General features: G+C 62.8%; 14 protein-coding genes and 1 pseudogene. 3 read left to right on the top strand and 12 right to left on the bottom strand.

Features of this window, described 5'->3' with window-relative positions:
* The 3 genes and pseudogenes from coaBC to I5W_RS26555 all read right to left on the bottom strand — a co-directional run.
* Nucleotides 1-1,068, bottom strand: a 1,068-nt coding sequence (coaBC, locus tag I5W_RS26565; protein ID WP_044531510.1) for a bifunctional phosphopantothenoylcysteine decarboxylase/phosphopantothenate--cysteine ligase CoaBC, incomplete at its 3' end; no start/stop codon positions are given.
* Between the two features lie 47 nt (nt 1,069-1,115).
* Nucleotides 1,116-1,631 carry a signal peptidase II gene (gene lspA, locus I5W_RS26560; protein ID WP_044531509.1) on the bottom strand — a complete coding sequence of 172 codons (516 nt, stop codon included), beginning with the start codon at nt 1,629-1,631 and terminating at the stop codon, nt 1,116-1,118.
* 75 nt (nt 1,632-1,706) lie between these two features.
* Nucleotides 1,707-3,676 (bottom strand): annotated as a pseudogene (locus tag I5W_RS26555) (isoleucine--tRNA ligase); the annotation flags it as partial.
* Between I5W_RS26555 and I5W_RS26550 the strand changes: the two are divergent.
* Entirely contained in the window at nt 3,669-4,172 is a 504-nt protein-coding gene (locus I5W_RS26550; RefSeq protein WP_083893637.1) for an OmpW/AlkL family protein, read from the top strand. The pseudogene I5W_RS26555 and the gene I5W_RS26550 sit on opposite strands and share 8 nt — an antisense overlap.
* Before the next feature lie 80 nt (nt 4,173-4,252).
* Here I5W_RS26550 and I5W_RS26545 read toward each other — a convergent pair whose 3' ends face one another.
* Complete coding sequence (locus tag I5W_RS26545; RefSeq protein ID WP_017451498.1) at nt 4,253-4,762, bottom strand: flavin reductase family protein; 510 nt, start codon at nt 4,760-4,762, stop codon at nt 4,253-4,255.
* 195 nt (nt 4,763-4,957) lie between these two features.
* Here I5W_RS26545 and msrA point away from each other — a divergent pair, with 195 nt between their 5' ends.
* Nucleotides 4,958-5,491: a peptide-methionine (S)-S-oxide reductase MsrA gene (msrA, locus tag I5W_RS26540; protein ID WP_044531508.1), complete on the top strand. Its 534-nt coding sequence runs from the start codon at nt 4,958-4,960 to the stop codon at nt 5,489-5,491.
* Between the two features lie 91 nt (nt 5,492-5,582).
* On the opposite strand, the gene I5W_RS26535 is transcribed toward msrA, so the two are convergent.
* The 5 genes from I5W_RS26535 to I5W_RS26515 all read right to left on the bottom strand — a co-directional run bounded on the left by I5W_RS26535 (nt 5,583) and on the right by I5W_RS26515 (nt 9,557).
* The gene (locus I5W_RS26535) at nt 5,583-6,791 is read right to left on the bottom strand and encodes an SAM-dependent methyltransferase (RefSeq protein ID WP_044531507.1); all 1,209 of its coding nucleotides are present in this window, start codon (nt 6,789-6,791) and stop codon (nt 5,583-5,585) included.
* 56 nt (nt 6,792-6,847) lie between these two features.
* Nucleotides 6,848-7,483, bottom strand: coding sequence for a pyridoxamine 5'-phosphate oxidase (gene pdxH, locus I5W_RS26530; RefSeq protein ID WP_044531506.1), 636 nt, complete (start codon nt 7,481-7,483; stop codon nt 6,848-6,850).
* 246 nt (nt 7,484-7,729) lie between these two features.
* Nucleotides 7,730-8,302, bottom strand: a complete 573-nt coding sequence (locus I5W_RS26525; protein ID WP_017451494.1) for a YceI family protein — start codon at nt 8,300-8,302, stop codon at nt 7,730-7,732.
* A gap of 103 nt (nt 8,303-8,405) precedes the next feature.
* Nucleotides 8,406-8,969, bottom strand: a complete 564-nt coding sequence (locus I5W_RS26520) for a YceI family protein (RefSeq protein WP_017451493.1) — start codon at nt 8,967-8,969, stop codon at nt 8,406-8,408.
* Nucleotides 8,970-9,032: 63 nt separating this feature from the next.
* Nucleotides 9,033-9,557, bottom strand: a complete 525-nt coding sequence (locus I5W_RS26515; protein ID WP_044531512.1) for a cytochrome b — start codon at nt 9,555-9,557, stop codon at nt 9,033-9,035.
* On the opposite strand from I5W_RS26515, the gene I5W_RS26510 reads away from it, so the two are divergent.
* Nucleotides 9,522-11,375, top strand: a complete 1,854-nt coding sequence (locus I5W_RS26510; RefSeq protein WP_306302686.1) for an ATP-binding protein — start codon at nt 9,522-9,524, stop codon at nt 11,373-11,375. The genes I5W_RS26515 and I5W_RS26510 overlap by 36 nt on opposite strands.
* 22 nt (nt 11,376-11,397) lie before the next feature.
* On the opposite strand, the gene I5W_RS26505 is transcribed toward I5W_RS26510, so the two are convergent.
* From I5W_RS26505 to I5W_RS26495, 3 genes are all read right to left on the bottom strand, one after another.
* Nucleotides 11,398-12,570, bottom strand: a complete 1,173-nt coding sequence (locus I5W_RS26505) for a hybrid sensor histidine kinase/response regulator (protein WP_044531505.1) — start codon at nt 12,568-12,570, stop codon at nt 11,398-11,400.
* Entirely contained in the window at nt 12,570-13,031 is a 462-nt protein-coding gene (locus tag I5W_RS26500; protein ID WP_044531504.1) for a response regulator, read from the bottom strand. Before I5W_RS26500 ends, I5W_RS26505 begins: the two co-directional genes overlap by 1 nt.
* A gap of 32 nt (nt 13,032-13,063) precedes the next feature.
* Nucleotides 13,064-14,609, bottom strand: a 1,546-nt coding sequence (locus tag I5W_RS26495; protein ID WP_044531503.1) for a sensor histidine kinase, incomplete at its 5' end; no start/stop codon positions are given.

Here is a 14,609-nt window from a genome sequence, read left to right as displayed (position 1 = left end):
CTGGTGGCCGATATTGCCCACCAGCAGTGGAATATTCTTCCTGATCCGCTTGGCCGCACCGTATTGCTCCAGGTTTTCCGATTCCGCCGCAAAGCCCACGCAATACGGACGCTGGGGCAGGGCGGCGACAGCGGCCAGGATGTCGGGGTTCTGGACGAACTCCAGGTGCGGCGTGTCCTGTTGGTCCTGTTTCTTCAGTTTCTGCGCGCTGGCATTGGCCACCCGCCAGTCAGCGACGGCCGCGACGGCCACGAACAGGTCTTTTTCCTTCACATGGGCCATTACCGCCTCATACATCTGCTGCGCCGTCTGCACCTCCACCCGCTGCACGCCGTAGGGCGTCTCCAGTGCCGTCGGGCCGGACACCAGGGTCACCTCGGCGCCCGCCTCACGGGCGGCGCGGGCAATCGCATAGCCCATCTTGCCGGAGGAGAGATTGGTGATGCCGCGCACCGGATCGATGGGCTCGAAGGTCGGCCCGGCGGTCAGCAGCACGTGACGGCCCGCCAGCAGCTTGGGCTGGAAGGCGGCGATGATGTCTTCCAGCAGCTGCGCCGGCTCCAGCATCCGGCCTTCGCCGACTTCACCGCAGGCCTGGGCACCGGCATCCGGGCCCAGCAGCACGATGCCGTCTTCCTGGATCTGGCGCACGTTGCGCTGGGTGGCCGGGTTCTGCCACATCTCCACGTTCATGGCCGGTGCCACCAGCAGCGGCACGCGTGCCGGACGGGCCACGCACAGCGTCGAGAGCAGGTCGTCACATACCCCGTGGGCCAGCTTGGCGATGAAGTCGGTGGAACAGGGCACGATCACTACCGCATCGGCATCGCGGGTGAGATTGATGTGCGGCATGTTGTTGTCCATGCGCGCATCCCATTGGTCGGTGTAGACCGGGTTGCCGGTCAACGCCTGCATGGTCACCGCCGTCATGAAGTGGGTCGCGCCCTCGGTCATCACCACGTGCACCGAGGCGCCAGCGCGGCCCAGTTCGCGCGCCAGCATGGCAGCCTTGTAGCAGGCCACGCCGCCGGTCAGTCCCAGTACGATTTTCTTGCCAGCCAGATCCATGTCTTGCTCCCGGAATGCGGCGCGCCGCAGGCGTGTTCGGTGTTGCCTTACTTCTTCGATACCCGGCGCAGTTCGTCCACGACGAACAATACCGCACCCAGGCAAATCGCACTATCGGCCAGGTTGAAGGCCGGCCAGTGCCAGTTGCCCACATACACGTCCAGGAAGTCGATCACGTGACCATAGACCACGCGGTCGATCACGTTGCCAATCGCACCGCCCAGGATCAGCGCCAGCGCCCAGCAGAACATGCGCTGGCCGGGATGCTTGCGCAGCAAATGGATGATGAACACCGCCGCGCCGATGCCGATGGCGGTAAAGAGATAACGCTGCCAGCCACCGCTGGCGGCCAGGAAGCTGAACGCCGCCCCCTTGTTGTAGACCAGCACCAGGTTGAAGAAACCGGTGATGGGCAGCGACTCGCCATAGTGGAACAGTTTCAGGATGGTGATCTTGGAGAGCTGGTCCAGCAGCAGCACGATGGTGGCGATGCCCAGCCAGGGCAGCAGCCCTTGCGTGGAGGACGAAGAACCGGAAGAGGAGGAGCGCTTTTTGGTTGCCATGGATGTTCTTGTTGGAGTGGGCTGCCCGCTGCAGAACAGCGCAGCGGGCAGCTTGCAAGGCCGTCTTTGCCCGGATCAGGCGAATTGACGTGGTTCGCCCTGGCCGAACAGATTGCTGTAGCAGCGGCCGCACAGGCCAGGATGATCGGCATGAGACCCGACATCGGCGCGATAGTGCCAGCAGCGTTCACATTTCTGGTGCGTCGAGGGGGTGACCACCACGGCTTCTTCTTCGGCCGTGGCCACTGGCGTAACACGCGCAGCCGAGGTGATGAGCACGAACTTCAGATCGTCGCCCAGGCTCTCCAGCAGGGCTGCCTTCTCGCCCGACACCTTCAGTTCACCTCGGCCTGCAGGGAAGAACCGATGCTGCCGGCAATACGCACTTCTTCCAGTTGCTTGGTCACCGCTGCGCGCACTTCATGCAGCACCGCGAACTTGGACAGCAGGGCATCGGCATCGGCTACTTCGGGCAGGGTGTAATAGACCTGCGAGAAGATGGTTTCGCCGCTGGCCTCATAGGCTTCCTTGCTGGCGAAGAAGCTCCAGGCTTCTTCGGCCGTGAAGGACAGGATCGGAGCCATCAGGCGCAGCAGCGACTGTGTGATGTGCCACACGGCGCTCTGGGCCGAGCGGCGTGCCGCCGACTCCACGCCGCTGGTGTAGAGGCGGTCCTTGAGGATGTCCAGGTAGAAGCCGCCCAGGTCTTCCGAGCAGTACATCTGCAGCTTGGCCACCACCGGGTGGAATTCATAGGTCTCGAAGTGCGCCAGCACCTCCGCTTGCAGGCGCGCCATGTTGGCGATCGCATAGCGGTCGATTTCCAGCATCTCGGCCACCGGCACGGCGTGTTGCGTCGGGTCGAAGTCGGACGTGTTGGCCAGCAGGAAGCGCAGGGTGTTGCGGATGCGGCGGTAGGCTTCGGTGACGCGCTTGAGGATTTCTTCCGAGATTGAGATCTCGCCGGAGTAGTCGCTGGAGGCGACCCACAGGCGCAGGATTTCGGCGCCCAGCGAGTCGGCCACCTTTTGCGGCTCCACCCCGTTCTTGAGCGACTTGGACATCTTGCGGCCTTCGCCATCCACCACGAAGCCGTGCGTGAGCAGCGCCTTGTAGGGCGCGCGGCCGTTGAGCATCGATGAGGTCAGCAGCGAAGAGTGGAACCAGCCGCGATGCTGGTCCGAGCCTTCCAGGTAGAGGTCCGCCGGGAACTGCAGCTCTTGCCTGTGCGAGCCGCGCAGCACGGTCTGATGGGTCGAGCCGGAGTCGAACCAGACGTCCAGCGTGTCCTTGTTCTTCAGGTATTGGTCGGCCTCGTCGCCCAGCAATTCCTTGGGATCGAGCGCCTGCCAGGCTTCGATGCCGCCTTGCTCGATGCGCTGGGCGATCTGTTCCAGCAATTCAGGCGTGCGCGGATGCAGTTCGCCCGTTTCCTTGTGGACGAAGAAGGCCATCGGAACCCCCCACTGGCGTTGGCGCGACAGGGTCCAGTCCGGACGGTTGGCGATCATGCCGTGCAGGCGCGCCTTGCCCCAGCCGGGGAAGAAGGCGGTGTCCTCGATGCCTTGCAGCGCAGTTTGGCGCAGGCTGGGGCCGCCATCCTTGGGCGTGTTGTCCATGCTGGCGAACCATTGCGAGGTAGCGCGATAGATGATCGGGCTCTTGTGGCGCCAGCAGTGCATGTAGCTGTGGCTGAACATGACCAGCTTGAACAGCGAGCCCATTTCCTCGAGTTTGTCGCAGATGGGCTTGGAGGCTTCCCAGATGGTCAGGCCGGCAAACAGCGGCAGCCAGGAGGCATAGCGTCCATCGCCCATGACCGGGTTGAGGATGTCGTCATCCTTCATCCCGTGCGCCTTGCAGGAGACGAAGTCTTCGATACCGTAGGCTGGCGACGAGTGCACGATGCCGGTGCCGCTGTCGGCGGTCACATACTCGCCCAGGAATACCGGCGAGAGACGGTCATAACCGGCATCGGCCTTGGCCAGCGGATGATGGAAGCGGATCAGCGAGAGCTTCTCGCCGGTGGTGGTGGCGATGATCTTCGACAACTTTGCGTTGACCACCGACCTGGGCATCCCGCCGACCTTCCATCTGAATGGCACCGGTTCGCTGTCGGGCGTGGGTGAAATCGGCAAGGCCAAGCAATGGAGCCCGGCCGTGGTGGCCAAGTGGTTCTTCGGCGACGCCAACAGCCAGTTCCGTCCCTTCGTCGGCGCCGGTGTGAGCTATGTCTGGTATGACAGCATCCAACTGAGCAACACCTTCCAGCAAGCCATTTCGATGCGTTACACCGGCAACCGCTCGGCAGCTTCGCCCTCGACGGCAGCCCTGAGCTCCTCGTGGGCGCCGGTGGTGAGCCTGGGCGCCAACTACAACTTCGACAAGAACTGGTCGCTGGGCTTCTCGGTGTCGTACATCCCGTTGAAGACCGATGCCGACATCACCACCACCTTGCCGACCGGTACCCAGGTGCATTCGACCACCAGCCTGAAGATCAACCCGATCGTGACTTTCCTGTCGGTGGGCTACAAGTTCTAAGACAGTAAGGCTGCCTCAAGCAAAAAGCGCCGGTATCGCTACCGGCGCTTTTTGTTTTTGGCGCTTGCTGGCGCTTGGTTTCAGAAGGCCCCGGTCTGGACGAAGCGGCCATTGTGAAACACCAGCGCGGCTTGCGGGTCGACTTCGCAATGTTCCACCTCGCCCACGAAGATGACGTGATCGCCCTCCGGATACTGGCTGCGGTTATGGCATTCGAACCAGGCCGAGACCCCATCGAGCACTGGCTGGCCGGTGCGCGAGAGGGAATAGGAAACGCCCTCGAAGCGGTTCTCCATCTTGCTGGCGAACTGTTGCGCCAGGTGCGCCTGTTCGGCGCTGAGGATGTTGATGACGTAATGCGAGTTACCGGAAAACACCGGCAGGCTGTTGGCCCGGGTGCCCAGGCTCCACAGCACCAGCGGTGGGTCCAGCGAGACCGAATTGAAGGAGCTGGCCGTCAAGCCCAGCAGCGTGCCATCGGCCAGCCGGGTGGTAATGACGGTGACGCCCGTGGCGAACTGCGACAGGGCCTGGCGAAAATGTGCCGCGTCGAACTGACGCGCTTCGGCGCGAGGGAAACGTGTGTGCATCGGGGCTTGGAGTGGAGTAGACGCGTCCGGGCTGTGGTGTCGTGGCCGGCCCGGCGTAGCGCAGATGTGCACATGATAGCGGATACTGCGCGCTCTTGCCGCAGCGGCCTCACTTGACAAACTTTCATATCGGCCCTACTTCCAATGCTGATTTGGAGTAAAGTTTTATCATAAGCAACTCAACGGGAGAACATCATGGCCACGCAAATCGCAGTATTGGGCGGCGGCTGCTTCTGGTGCCTGGAAGCGGTCTATCAGCAGGTCAAGGGGGTGCAGTCGGTGGAGTCCGGCTATACCGGCGGCAGCGTGGTCGATCCCAGCTATGAACAGGTGTGCGGCGGCCAGACCGGTCATGCGGAAGTGGTCAAGCTGGTCTTCGATCCGCAGCAGATCAGCTTCCGTGAGATCCTGGAAATTTTCTTCACCATCCACGATCCGACTACCTTGAACCGCCAGGGAAATGACGTCGGTACGCAATATCGTTCAGTAATCTACTATCAGGACCAAACCCAGCATGATACGGCCCGGCACATCATTGCCGAGATGGCGCTGGTATGGGATGCGCCCATCGTGACCGAACTCTCGCCGCCCCAGCCTTACTACCGGGCCGAGGACTATCACCAGAACTACTTCGTGCAACATCCCTTCCAGGGTTACTGCGCCTTCGTGGTAGCGCCCAAGGTGGCCAAGCTGCGCGAGGTCTTTGCCGAGAAGAGCAAGCAGCAATAGATCTTCGAGCGGCTGCTTGCCAAGCACAACGGGCGCACCTTGGTGCGCCCGTTGCATTCATTGGATAGGGAGTAGGGGGTAGGCGAGGGCGTTATTGTTGTTGGTAGATGTACTTGCGCGACCACGGCAGCGTCTGCGCGCTGCGGCCAGCCTTGGTGCAGATGACCTGGTACAGCGAGATCCAGTCCCGTTCGAAGCCATAGGCGCTGCCGGCCAGGTAGACGCGCCAGATGCGGTAATGCTTTTCATCGGTGACCTGGTGGATGGCCTCGGTATTGGCTTCGAAATTGTCGGCCCAGATGCCGCAGGTGCGGGCATAGTGGCGCCGCAGGTTTTCCACGTCGAAAGCTTCCAGGCCACCTTCCTGCATGGTCTGCAGCACGGTGCTGATGTGCGGCAGTTCGCCGGCCGGGAACACGTACTTGTCGATGAATTCGCCGGCGCCGTAGGGCGACTCGCCGTTCTGGATGTCGGTACTGGTGATGCCGTGGTTCATGGCCATGCCGCCATCGGCCAGCAGTTTCCTGATCTGGGCAAAATAGGCGGGCAGGTTCTTGATGCCCACGTGCTCGAACATGCCCACCGAGGTGATGCGGTCGAAGCTGCCGGTGAGGTCGCGATAGTCCTGCAGGCGGATCTCGATGCGATCGGCCAGCCCGGCCGCTTCTACCCGCTCGCGCGCCAGCGCGTACTGGTTCTTGGACAACGTGATGCCCACGCAGCGCGCGCCGTACTTCTGCGCCGCCCGCAGCACCAGCGCCCCCCAGCCGCAGCCGATGTCGAGCAGGGTCTGGCCGGGCTGCAAGCGGATCTTCTCCAGGATGTGGTCGATCTTCTTCAATTGGGCCGTGGCCAGGTCTTCATCGCCATTTTCGAAGTAGGCGCAGGAATAGACCATGTTCTCATCCAGGAACAGCTTGTAGAAGTCGTTGGAGACGTCGTAGTGGTACTGGATGGCCTCGGCGTCGCGCTTCTTGGTGTGGGTCACGCTGCGCACCATGCGGCCCAGCCGGCCTTCGGCCTTGAGGGTGTTGGACGCCAGGCCGTTGGCGACCTGGATGATGCTCTTGACCTTGCCTTCGACTTCGATCTTGCCTTCGACGTAGGCTTCGCCCAGGTTGGCCAGCGAGGGTGTGAGCAGTGAGGTGATGGCCGATGCGTGCGGAACCTTCAGCGTGACTTCCGGCGTGCCGCTACTGAAGTCGTACTGCTGTCCATTCCACAGCACCAGCCGCAGGGGCAGGGCCGATACGTTGCGAATATTGTCTACCCAGGCGTCAAGCTTCTTTTCCCAAAACACGATGTCCTCCGCGTCAGTGATAAATGCTTTGCGCCCTGCCTGGCATCAAGATGTCTTCAGGGCTGCAGGCGCTGCCGTTGCCACTGGCCATCGGGCGAACGCGTGTAGAGCACGCGGTCGTGCATACGGGAGGGGCGGCCTTGCCAGAATTCGATGCGATCAGGAATGACACGATAGCCGCCCCAGTGTTCCGGGCGGGTAGGATGCTCCCCGAATTGCTGCTTGGTTGTTTCGTATTGCTGTTCCAGCGTCTCGCGGCTGGCTACGGTACGGCTCTGCTGCGAAGCGATCGCCCCGAGCTGGCTGGCCAGCGGGCGACTGTAGAAGTAGGCGTCGCTTTCTTCCTTGCTCACGCGTTCGATCTTTCCTTCGATGCGGACCTGGCGTTCAAGTTCGACCCAGTGGAACAGCAGCGCCGCATAGGGATTGTGGAGCACATCGAGACCCTTGCGGCTGTCGTAATTGGTAAACCAGGTAAAGCCCTGCTGGTCGAACTGCTTGATGAGGATGATGCGCGAGGACGGTCGGCCATCGGCCCCGACCGTGGCCACGCTCATGGCGTTGGGCTCGGGGATCTGGGCGCGGCTGGCCTCATCGAACCAGATGGCAAACTGGTCGATGGGATCGGCGGCCGTGTCGAGTTCGGACAGGCTGGCGCGGCTGTAGTCTTTGCGTAGGTCAGCTAACGACATGCTTCTTGCTCCTTGAGGGAGGCGCTTAGATTAGCGCGTTTTAAAATGTTTTGCAGGGCAGCAAAACGGCGAATGCGAGCCATTGTGCGGTTTGGCGGCCGATCACTCCATGATCGCAAACAAGGCGCGCCAATAAAAAAGCCGATGCATTATCGCATCGGCTCTTATCGGCTTTCGCATCCGAGCTTTGCGACCCTGCCATCTGGCAACGTCGCAAAGGCCAGTCAGCGCCAGCTGATCTCAGTCTCAGTTGGTCTTGACGGCTTCGACCTGGATGGCCAGCTTGGTTTCCATCGAGAAGCCGTACTTGACGCCGTAATCGATACCGAAGTCGGCACGGTTGAAGGTGGCCGAAGCATCGCCGCCGCAGACTTCACGCTTGAGCATGGGGTGCTGGATGCAGGTGAACTTGTTCAGGGTCAGGGTGACCGGCTTGGTCACGCCGTGCAGGGTCAGGTTGCCTTCGACCGAGGCCGGCTTGTCGCCGTTGAACTTGATCGTGCCCTTGTATTCGGCGGTGGGATACTTGGCGACGTCGAACATCTCGGCGCTCTTGGCGTGGTCGTTCATCTTGCCCATGCCGAAGTCGATCGAGGCGGTGTCGACCACGATATCGACGGTGCCGGTCTTGGCGGCGCGATCCAGGGTCACGGTGCCGCTGGTCTTGTCGAACTTGCCGCGCCAGATGGACACGCCCATGTGGTCAGCTTCGAAGCTGGGATAGGTGTGGCTGGGGTCGATGCTGTAGGTATCGGCAGCATTGGCGGAGACAGCGGCGCCGGCGGCAACCAGGGCGAGCAGGAGGTGGTTCAGTTTCATGTGTTCTATTTCCTTGATGTGAGAAAAAACCGCAGGGGGAAGCCCGCCGCGAGGCGGTCCGTCATGGCGCGGAACGACTTCTTGTTGATGTTGTTGGTACGAATTACTGGGCTACGATGTGGAACTTGATGGTTACTTCATCGGCCACCATGCCGGTGTCTTTCCATTCACCTTCACCGATGTTGTAGGTCAGGCGCTTGATGGGCAGCACGCCGTCGAAGATCTGGGCGGCGCCCTCCTTCTTGAGCGTCAGCGGGAAGGACACGTCACTGCTCTTGCCCTTGATGGTCAGCTTGCCGGCCACGGTGAACTTGCCGGCGCCAGCGGCCTTGATGCTGCTGGTCACGAAGCTGGCCTTGGGGAATTGGGCGGCGTTGAACCATTCCTTCTTCTGCACTTCCTTGTTGTATTCGGCATCCCCCAGGTCGAAGCTGGCCACGTCGATGTCGACTGTCGCCTTGCCTTGTTCCGGCTTGGCGGCGTCGAAGTCGATGGCGGCGTTGATCTTGTTGAACTTGGCATCGACCGGCACGTTCAACTGCTTGAAGGTGGCGACCACGGTGCTCTTGGCGGCATCCACCTTGAGCGGTGCGGCCTGGGCGGACAGCGCAAAGGAAGCAGCGGCCAGGGCCAGGAGGGAGGGTTGGAAGAAGCGGGAGAAAGTCATGTCGGATTCCGTAAAAAAACGAGCAATATGAATAATCTTGCGTAGTACCTGCCTTGCAGGGGCTCAGGGCAGCATACGCTTGAAGATGTTGTCACGATCGATGAACTGGTGCTTGAGCGCGGCCAGCACATGCAGGGCGAAGGCGGCCAGCAGGGTCATGTTGAGCCAGTAGTGGATCTCTTTGAGCAGCGGCTTGAGCGCGGGATCGGGGGCCATCAGCACCGGCAGCGGCAGCACGCCGAGATAGACCACCGGCACGCCGGCAGAGAGGCTATAGAAATAGCCCGACACGGGAATGGCGAACATCAGTGCATACAGGCCCAGGTGCAGGCCGTGCGCCGCCGCTTGCTGCCAGCCGGGCATGTTGGCCGGATAGGCTGGCGCCTTGTGCGTGAGACGCCATAGCAGGCGCACGCAGGCCAGGGCCAGCACGGTCACGCCCAGCCACTTGTGCCAGGAAAAATACTTCAGCTTGGTCGGGGTCAGGCCGGGAATATCGACCATGGTCAGGCCCAGTCCGAAGGCGGAGATGATCAACAGGGCAATCAGCCAGTGCAGCAGCACGGCGGGTTTGGTATAGCCCTGGATGCCTTCGCCCTGGCCGCACACCAGGCCATCCAGCGCATCCAGCGGCAACCGGGGGTGGACGACCTGCTCACGCTGGCGGTCGATGAAATCGCCCGCATCACCGGCTTTGACCGCGTGATGGCCTATCGCTTCCTGCACGATGACAGCGGGGAAGTGGTGGCCGAACACAAACGCGACGACCTGGAGCCCTTCCTTGGCCAGCGCTATCCCGCCAGCGACATCCCGACCCAGGCACGGCGCCTGTACGTGATCAACCCGATCCGTCTGATTGCCGACGTGCTCGCCCCCACCGTGGCCCTGGAACCGGATCTCAATCCACTCACCGGGCGGCCGCTGGACCTGAGCCACGGTATGCTGCGCAGTGTCTCGCCGGTGCACATCGAATACCTCAGCAACATGGGAGTGGGCGCTTCCATGAGCCTGTCCATCGTGATCGGCGAGCGTCTCTGGGGCTTGATCGCCTGCCACCATATGAAGGCACACCTGGTGCCTCATGCGGTGCGCATGTCATGTCAGTTGCTGGCGCAATTCGTCAGCGCCCTGGTGGAACGCAATCTCAACGGCGAGCGAGCGCGCGCGCTGGAATACAATGCGGCCCTGCGGCGCCAGATCGTGGCCCAGGTCACCGACCGCGAAGACATCGTGCTGGCCCTGGGGGCCGACCATCAAGGCTTTTTGCGCCTCTTGAATAGCCACGGCGGGGCCATCTCGGTCGACCGCAAGACCCAGGTATTTGGCAAGTCACCTTCGCGCGAGGGCGTCAATGCCCTCATCAACTGGCTCAATGAAAACGAACCAGGCGACCTCTTTTACACCAATGCGCTGGGGGCCGACGTACCGGCCCTGAAGGCAGCAATGGGCGATATCTGCGGGGTGCTGGCGGTGCGTTTCTATCGCCAACAGGATGGCTATGCGTTCTGGTTCCGTAGCGAACAGGTGGAAGACGTACGCTGGGGAGGCAACCCGGAAAAGCAATACAGCATCGGCCCGCTGGGCCCGCGCCTGACGCCGCGCGGCTCCTTTGCAGTATGGAAGGAAACCGTGCGCGGCAAGAGCCTGCCGTGGGATACCACCGAGCTGGAAACGGCCAACCAGTTGCGCCTGGATTTCCAGGAAGTGGCGCTGTCCAACGAAAACATGGTCAAGCGTGCCCGCGAAACCCTGCTGGCCACGCTGGGCCACGATCTGCGCGATCCGCTGCAAGCCATCATGATGGCCGCGCGCATGATCGAGGTGCGCGAGCATTCGCCCTCCAGTTCCAACCTGAGCAAGCGCATCTCTTCTTCCTCCAGTCGGATGCATCGCCTCATTGCCCAGGTGCTCGACATCAGCCGCCTGCAAAGCGGCATGGGCCTGGACATCCAGCGGCGTCCGGTGGACGTGTGCAAGATGGTCAACGAGATCGTCAACGAAGCCCGCATGGCCTATCCCGACAACGAGATCATCCTGGAAGCGGAAGACTGCGGCGAAATCGACCTGGATGGCGACCGCATCAGCCAGGTGGTCTCCAACCTGCTCTCCAACACCCGCCACCACGGCGAGCTCGGCAAGCCCTCGACCCTGATTGTATTCCGGCGCGAAGACGTGCTGACGATGTCGGTCTCCAATTACGGTGCCGCCATTCCCTCGGCCGTGCGCGACAACCTGTTCAAGCCCTACAAGAAGGAAGCCATGGGCAACCGGCGCAATGCGCGCGGCCTGGGGCTGGGGCTATACATCGTCAGCGAGATTGTCAGCGGCCACGGCGGCAAGATCGAGGTACAGTGCGACAACCACATCATCACCTTCACCGTCACCCTTCCCATCCTGCCCGGCTGAAGCTGGCCGCAGCGCTGCGTTTTCAGCTTGCCTGTGGCTTGATTGCTGGCCTTGCCAGCGGCAAGGCGACGTAGAAGCTGGCCCCCAGGCCGGGGCCGGGACTCTCGGCGCGCAAGCGCCCGCCATGCAATTCCACCAGTTGGCGCACGACGGCCAAGCCCAGACCCAGCCCGGCACCGGCGTGGCTAGGGCCGTCCGGCTCCAGCAGATGCGCCAGCAATGCCGGGGCTAGGCCACGACCAGTGTCGCTGACCTCCAGTTCGATCTCGTCCTCTCGCTGGTGCGAACATAACACCACCCGCCCCTGGGGTGGGGTGAAGCGGACGGCATTGATCAGGAGCTTGCACAGTATCTGGCGCAGGCGGGCGCGATCACCCAGGACCACGCCACTGACAGGCGGGGTGACATCAATCTGGATGGTCTTGGCGACGGCGGCACTACGCACCTCTTCTAGCGCATCGGCCATCACTTCCCCCAGCGTGATCTGCTCGGTGGCGATACGCAGCTTGCCGGAAAGGATGCGGTTCATGTCCAGCAGCTCCTCCACCAGTTGCGCCTGCAGCCGGGCATTGCGCTCGATCACCTGCAAGCCCTTGTGCAGCTTGACCGGATCGGCAGTGTCGCGCAGCAGGTACTGGGCCCAGCCGAGGATGGCATTCAAGGGCGTGCGCAGATCCTGCGACAAGGTGGCGACGAACTGCTCCTTGATCCTGCTCGCGCGCTGGCCTTCGGCACGCGCGCTGCGTTCGGCCTGCAGCAGCGTCTGGCGTTCCTGCTGCTGCAGACGAGCCGCTTCCAGCGCCTGGCATTGCAGCGCGTGCTGGCCCAGCACGCGCTCTACGGCCTGCGCCAGGTAATCCAGGTAATCGCTGGTCTTGGGCAGCACATCGGCAATGCCGGCGCGCAGGGCCTCGATGATGCGCAATTCATCCGACACCCCCGACACCATGATGGCGGGTATCTCCACCCCGGCCGAGCGCAGGCTGCGGAAGAAATCCAGGCCGCTCTCCAGGGCTTGCAGGTTGTAGTCCACGATCAACAGGTCCGGTCGCTGCTGGCGCACTGCCGCGTGAGCAGCCAGGACGTCGGTCACGGCGGTGACCCGATGACCGTGCTTGTTGAGCACGCGGGTGGCCAGCGCCAGCAGGCCTTCATCGTCTTCCAGCACCAGCACGTGGGCGGTGGTGGCGCTCATCAGGCCTCGCTGTCGCGCGCAAAACTCACCGGCGCGGGCAACTTGACTACCTGCAGGAAGAAGCCCAGGCGCCGCACCGCCTCGATGAAATCGTCATATTCCACCGGCTTGGTGATGTAGACATTGCAGCCCACCTCGTAGCAACGGGCGATCTCGCGCGGGTCATCGGTGGTGGTGAGCATGATCACGGGAATGGCCGCCGTGGCCGGCTCCTGCTTCATCCTGCGCAGCACTTCCACGCCGTTCACGCGCGGCATGTTCACATCCAGCAGCACCACCAGTTGTTGCAGCTCGCTGCGCGGCAACTCGCCGCCGAAAAAGTAATCCAGCGCCGCCTGACCATCGTGCAGCCGCGTGAAGCCGTTGACCAGACCGGCGCGCCGCAGGTTCTTCTCGACCAGCAAGGCATGGCCGTCGTCGTCTTCGACCAGGATGATGTTGACGCTCTGCTCTGTGGCCATCTCGTTCTCCTTGGTTGTAGGTTGCAAGGCTTTCAGATCACCGGCGGGCGGGCCGGCAGGGCCACGAAGAAGCAACTGCCCTGCCCCTCTATCGACTCCACCCAGATGCGCCCGCCATGCCGTTCCACCACCCGCTTGACCAGCGCCAGGCCAATGCCTTCGCCCTTGGCGGCATTGCCATGCAGGCGCTGGAAGGCGATGAACATCTTGTCCATGTAGGCGGCCGGAATGCCCAGGCCGTTGTCGCGCACGAAATAGGTCACCAGGCTGGGGGCGGCAGCGATGTTGTCGGTCTGGCGCACGTGGCCGATGGCGATGTGGCCCGGGCGCGCCGGATCCAGGTAATTGACGGCATTAGCCACCAGATTGCCCAGCACCTGCTCCACCGAGGTCGGGTCGCCATAGGCGGGCGGCAGGTCGGGCTCGATCTCCACCTGCGCCGCCTTGGCGCGGATACTGCCGTTCATGGCGGCGACGATGCGTTGTGCGATGGCGTGCATGTCCAGCATCACCGGCTGGTATTCCACCCGGCCGGCGCGCGATAGGCGCAGCATGGCGTCGATGATGCCGGCCGAACGGGTGACGGCGTTCTGGATGAAGCGCAGCGAGGTATGGATATCGTCCTCCACCAGCGCGCGCAGGCGATTGCGGTCAGCCTCGGGCAGGTGCAGGCGCTCGACCTCATCCAGCAGATCGCGGGTGGCGTGGGTGATTTCCTTGCTGAAGCCCTGCAGGTTCACCAGCGGCGAGCGCAAGTCGTGCGAGACGCTGTAGATGAACATCTCGTTGTCCTGGGTCTGCTGACGCAGGTCGTGGTTGACATCGGCCAGTTCACGCGCGCGCTGCTCCAGCTCCTGGCGATAGCCCAGGGCCTGGCGCGAGGCTTCGGCCAGGCGTTCGCTACTGCGGTGCAAAGCATCGTCGAGCTGGCAGATCTCATCATTGCCGCCCACGCGGGCGGCCAATGTCTGCCCATCGGCCAGACGCTGGGCATTGGTGATCAAGACCGCAATGCGGCGGCTGATGCTGCGGGTAAAGGCCAGCGACGCCAGGGCGGCCGTCACGATGGAGCCCAGTACCGCCAGGATCAGCAGCCAGGTCTGGGAACGGCGTGCCGCCTGCAATTGTGCAGTGCGCTCCCCGCCCAGGCGACGCTCCTCGGCCACGAAGCTGTCCAGGCGATAGAGGAATTCGGAGAGCCGATGCGGCCCCTGTTCGTCGCGCAGTTGGCGGATCAACTCTTCGCGCTGGCCGCGGCTCATCCGTTCGCGCGCGCTGTCGGCCCATGTGCGGTAGCGCGCAATGGCTTCATGCACGCCGCGCACCGCATCGCTCTGGGCCGGATTGTCGGCCACCAGGCGCGCCAGTTCGCCGGCCTTGACCTCCAGCTCGGCCCACATGTCGGCCCGACTGATGGGATCGGTCTGGTCCAGCAGGATGGCATTGCGGATGCGCGCCGACTCCAGCAACATCGGCTCGCGCACCTCGGCGGCCTGGTTGACCACCTGCGCCGAATGCGCGGCCCAGCGCTCGGCCTGTTCGGCGTCAGCCTGGACCTGAACAAGGCCCCCAACAGCA

Origin of the sequence: Herbaspirillum sp. B65 (assembly GCF_000333555.1) — a bacterium.
Lineage (GTDB): Bacteria > Pseudomonadota > Gammaproteobacteria > Burkholderiales > Burkholderiaceae_D > Herbaspirillum > Herbaspirillum rubrisubalbicans.
The sequence above is the reverse complement of the archived record's forward strand: the minus strand, read 5'-3'. Positions and strand labels throughout refer to the sequence as shown.

Bases quoted from the DNA above. Each gene is read 5' to 3' on its own strand.
- lspA (WP_044531509.1), bottom strand. From the start codon at position 1,631: ATGGCAACCAAAAAGCGCTCCTCCTCTTCCGGTTCTTCGTCCTCCACG.
- I5W_RS26550 (WP_083893637.1), top strand. From the start codon at position 3,669: ATGATCTTCGACAACTTTGCGTTGACCACCGACCTGGGCATCCCGCCG.
- I5W_RS26545 (WP_017451498.1), bottom strand. From the start codon at position 4,762: ATGCACACACGTTTCCCTCGCGCCGAAGCGCGTCAGTTCGACGCGGCA.
- msrA (WP_044531508.1), top strand. From the start codon at position 4,958: ATGGCCACGCAAATCGCAGTATTGGGCGGCGGCTGCTTCTGGTGCCTG.
- pdxH (WP_044531506.1), bottom strand. From the start codon at position 7,483: ATGTCGTTAGCTGACCTACGCAAAGACTACAGCCGCGCCAGCCTGTCC.
- I5W_RS26525 (WP_017451494.1), bottom strand. From the start codon at position 8,302: ATGAAACTGAACCACCTCCTGCTCGCCCTGGTTGCCGCCGGCGCCGCT.
- I5W_RS26520 (WP_017451493.1), bottom strand. From the start codon at position 8,969: ATGACTTTCTCCCGCTTCTTCCAACCCTCCCTCCTGGCCCTGGCCGCT.
- I5W_RS26505 (WP_044531505.1), bottom strand. From the start codon at position 12,570: ATGAGCGCCACCACCGCCCACGTGCTGGTGCTGGAAGACGATGAAGGC.
- I5W_RS26500 (WP_044531504.1), bottom strand. From the start codon at position 13,031: ATGGCCACAGAGCAGAGCGTCAACATCATCCTGGTCGAAGACGACGAC.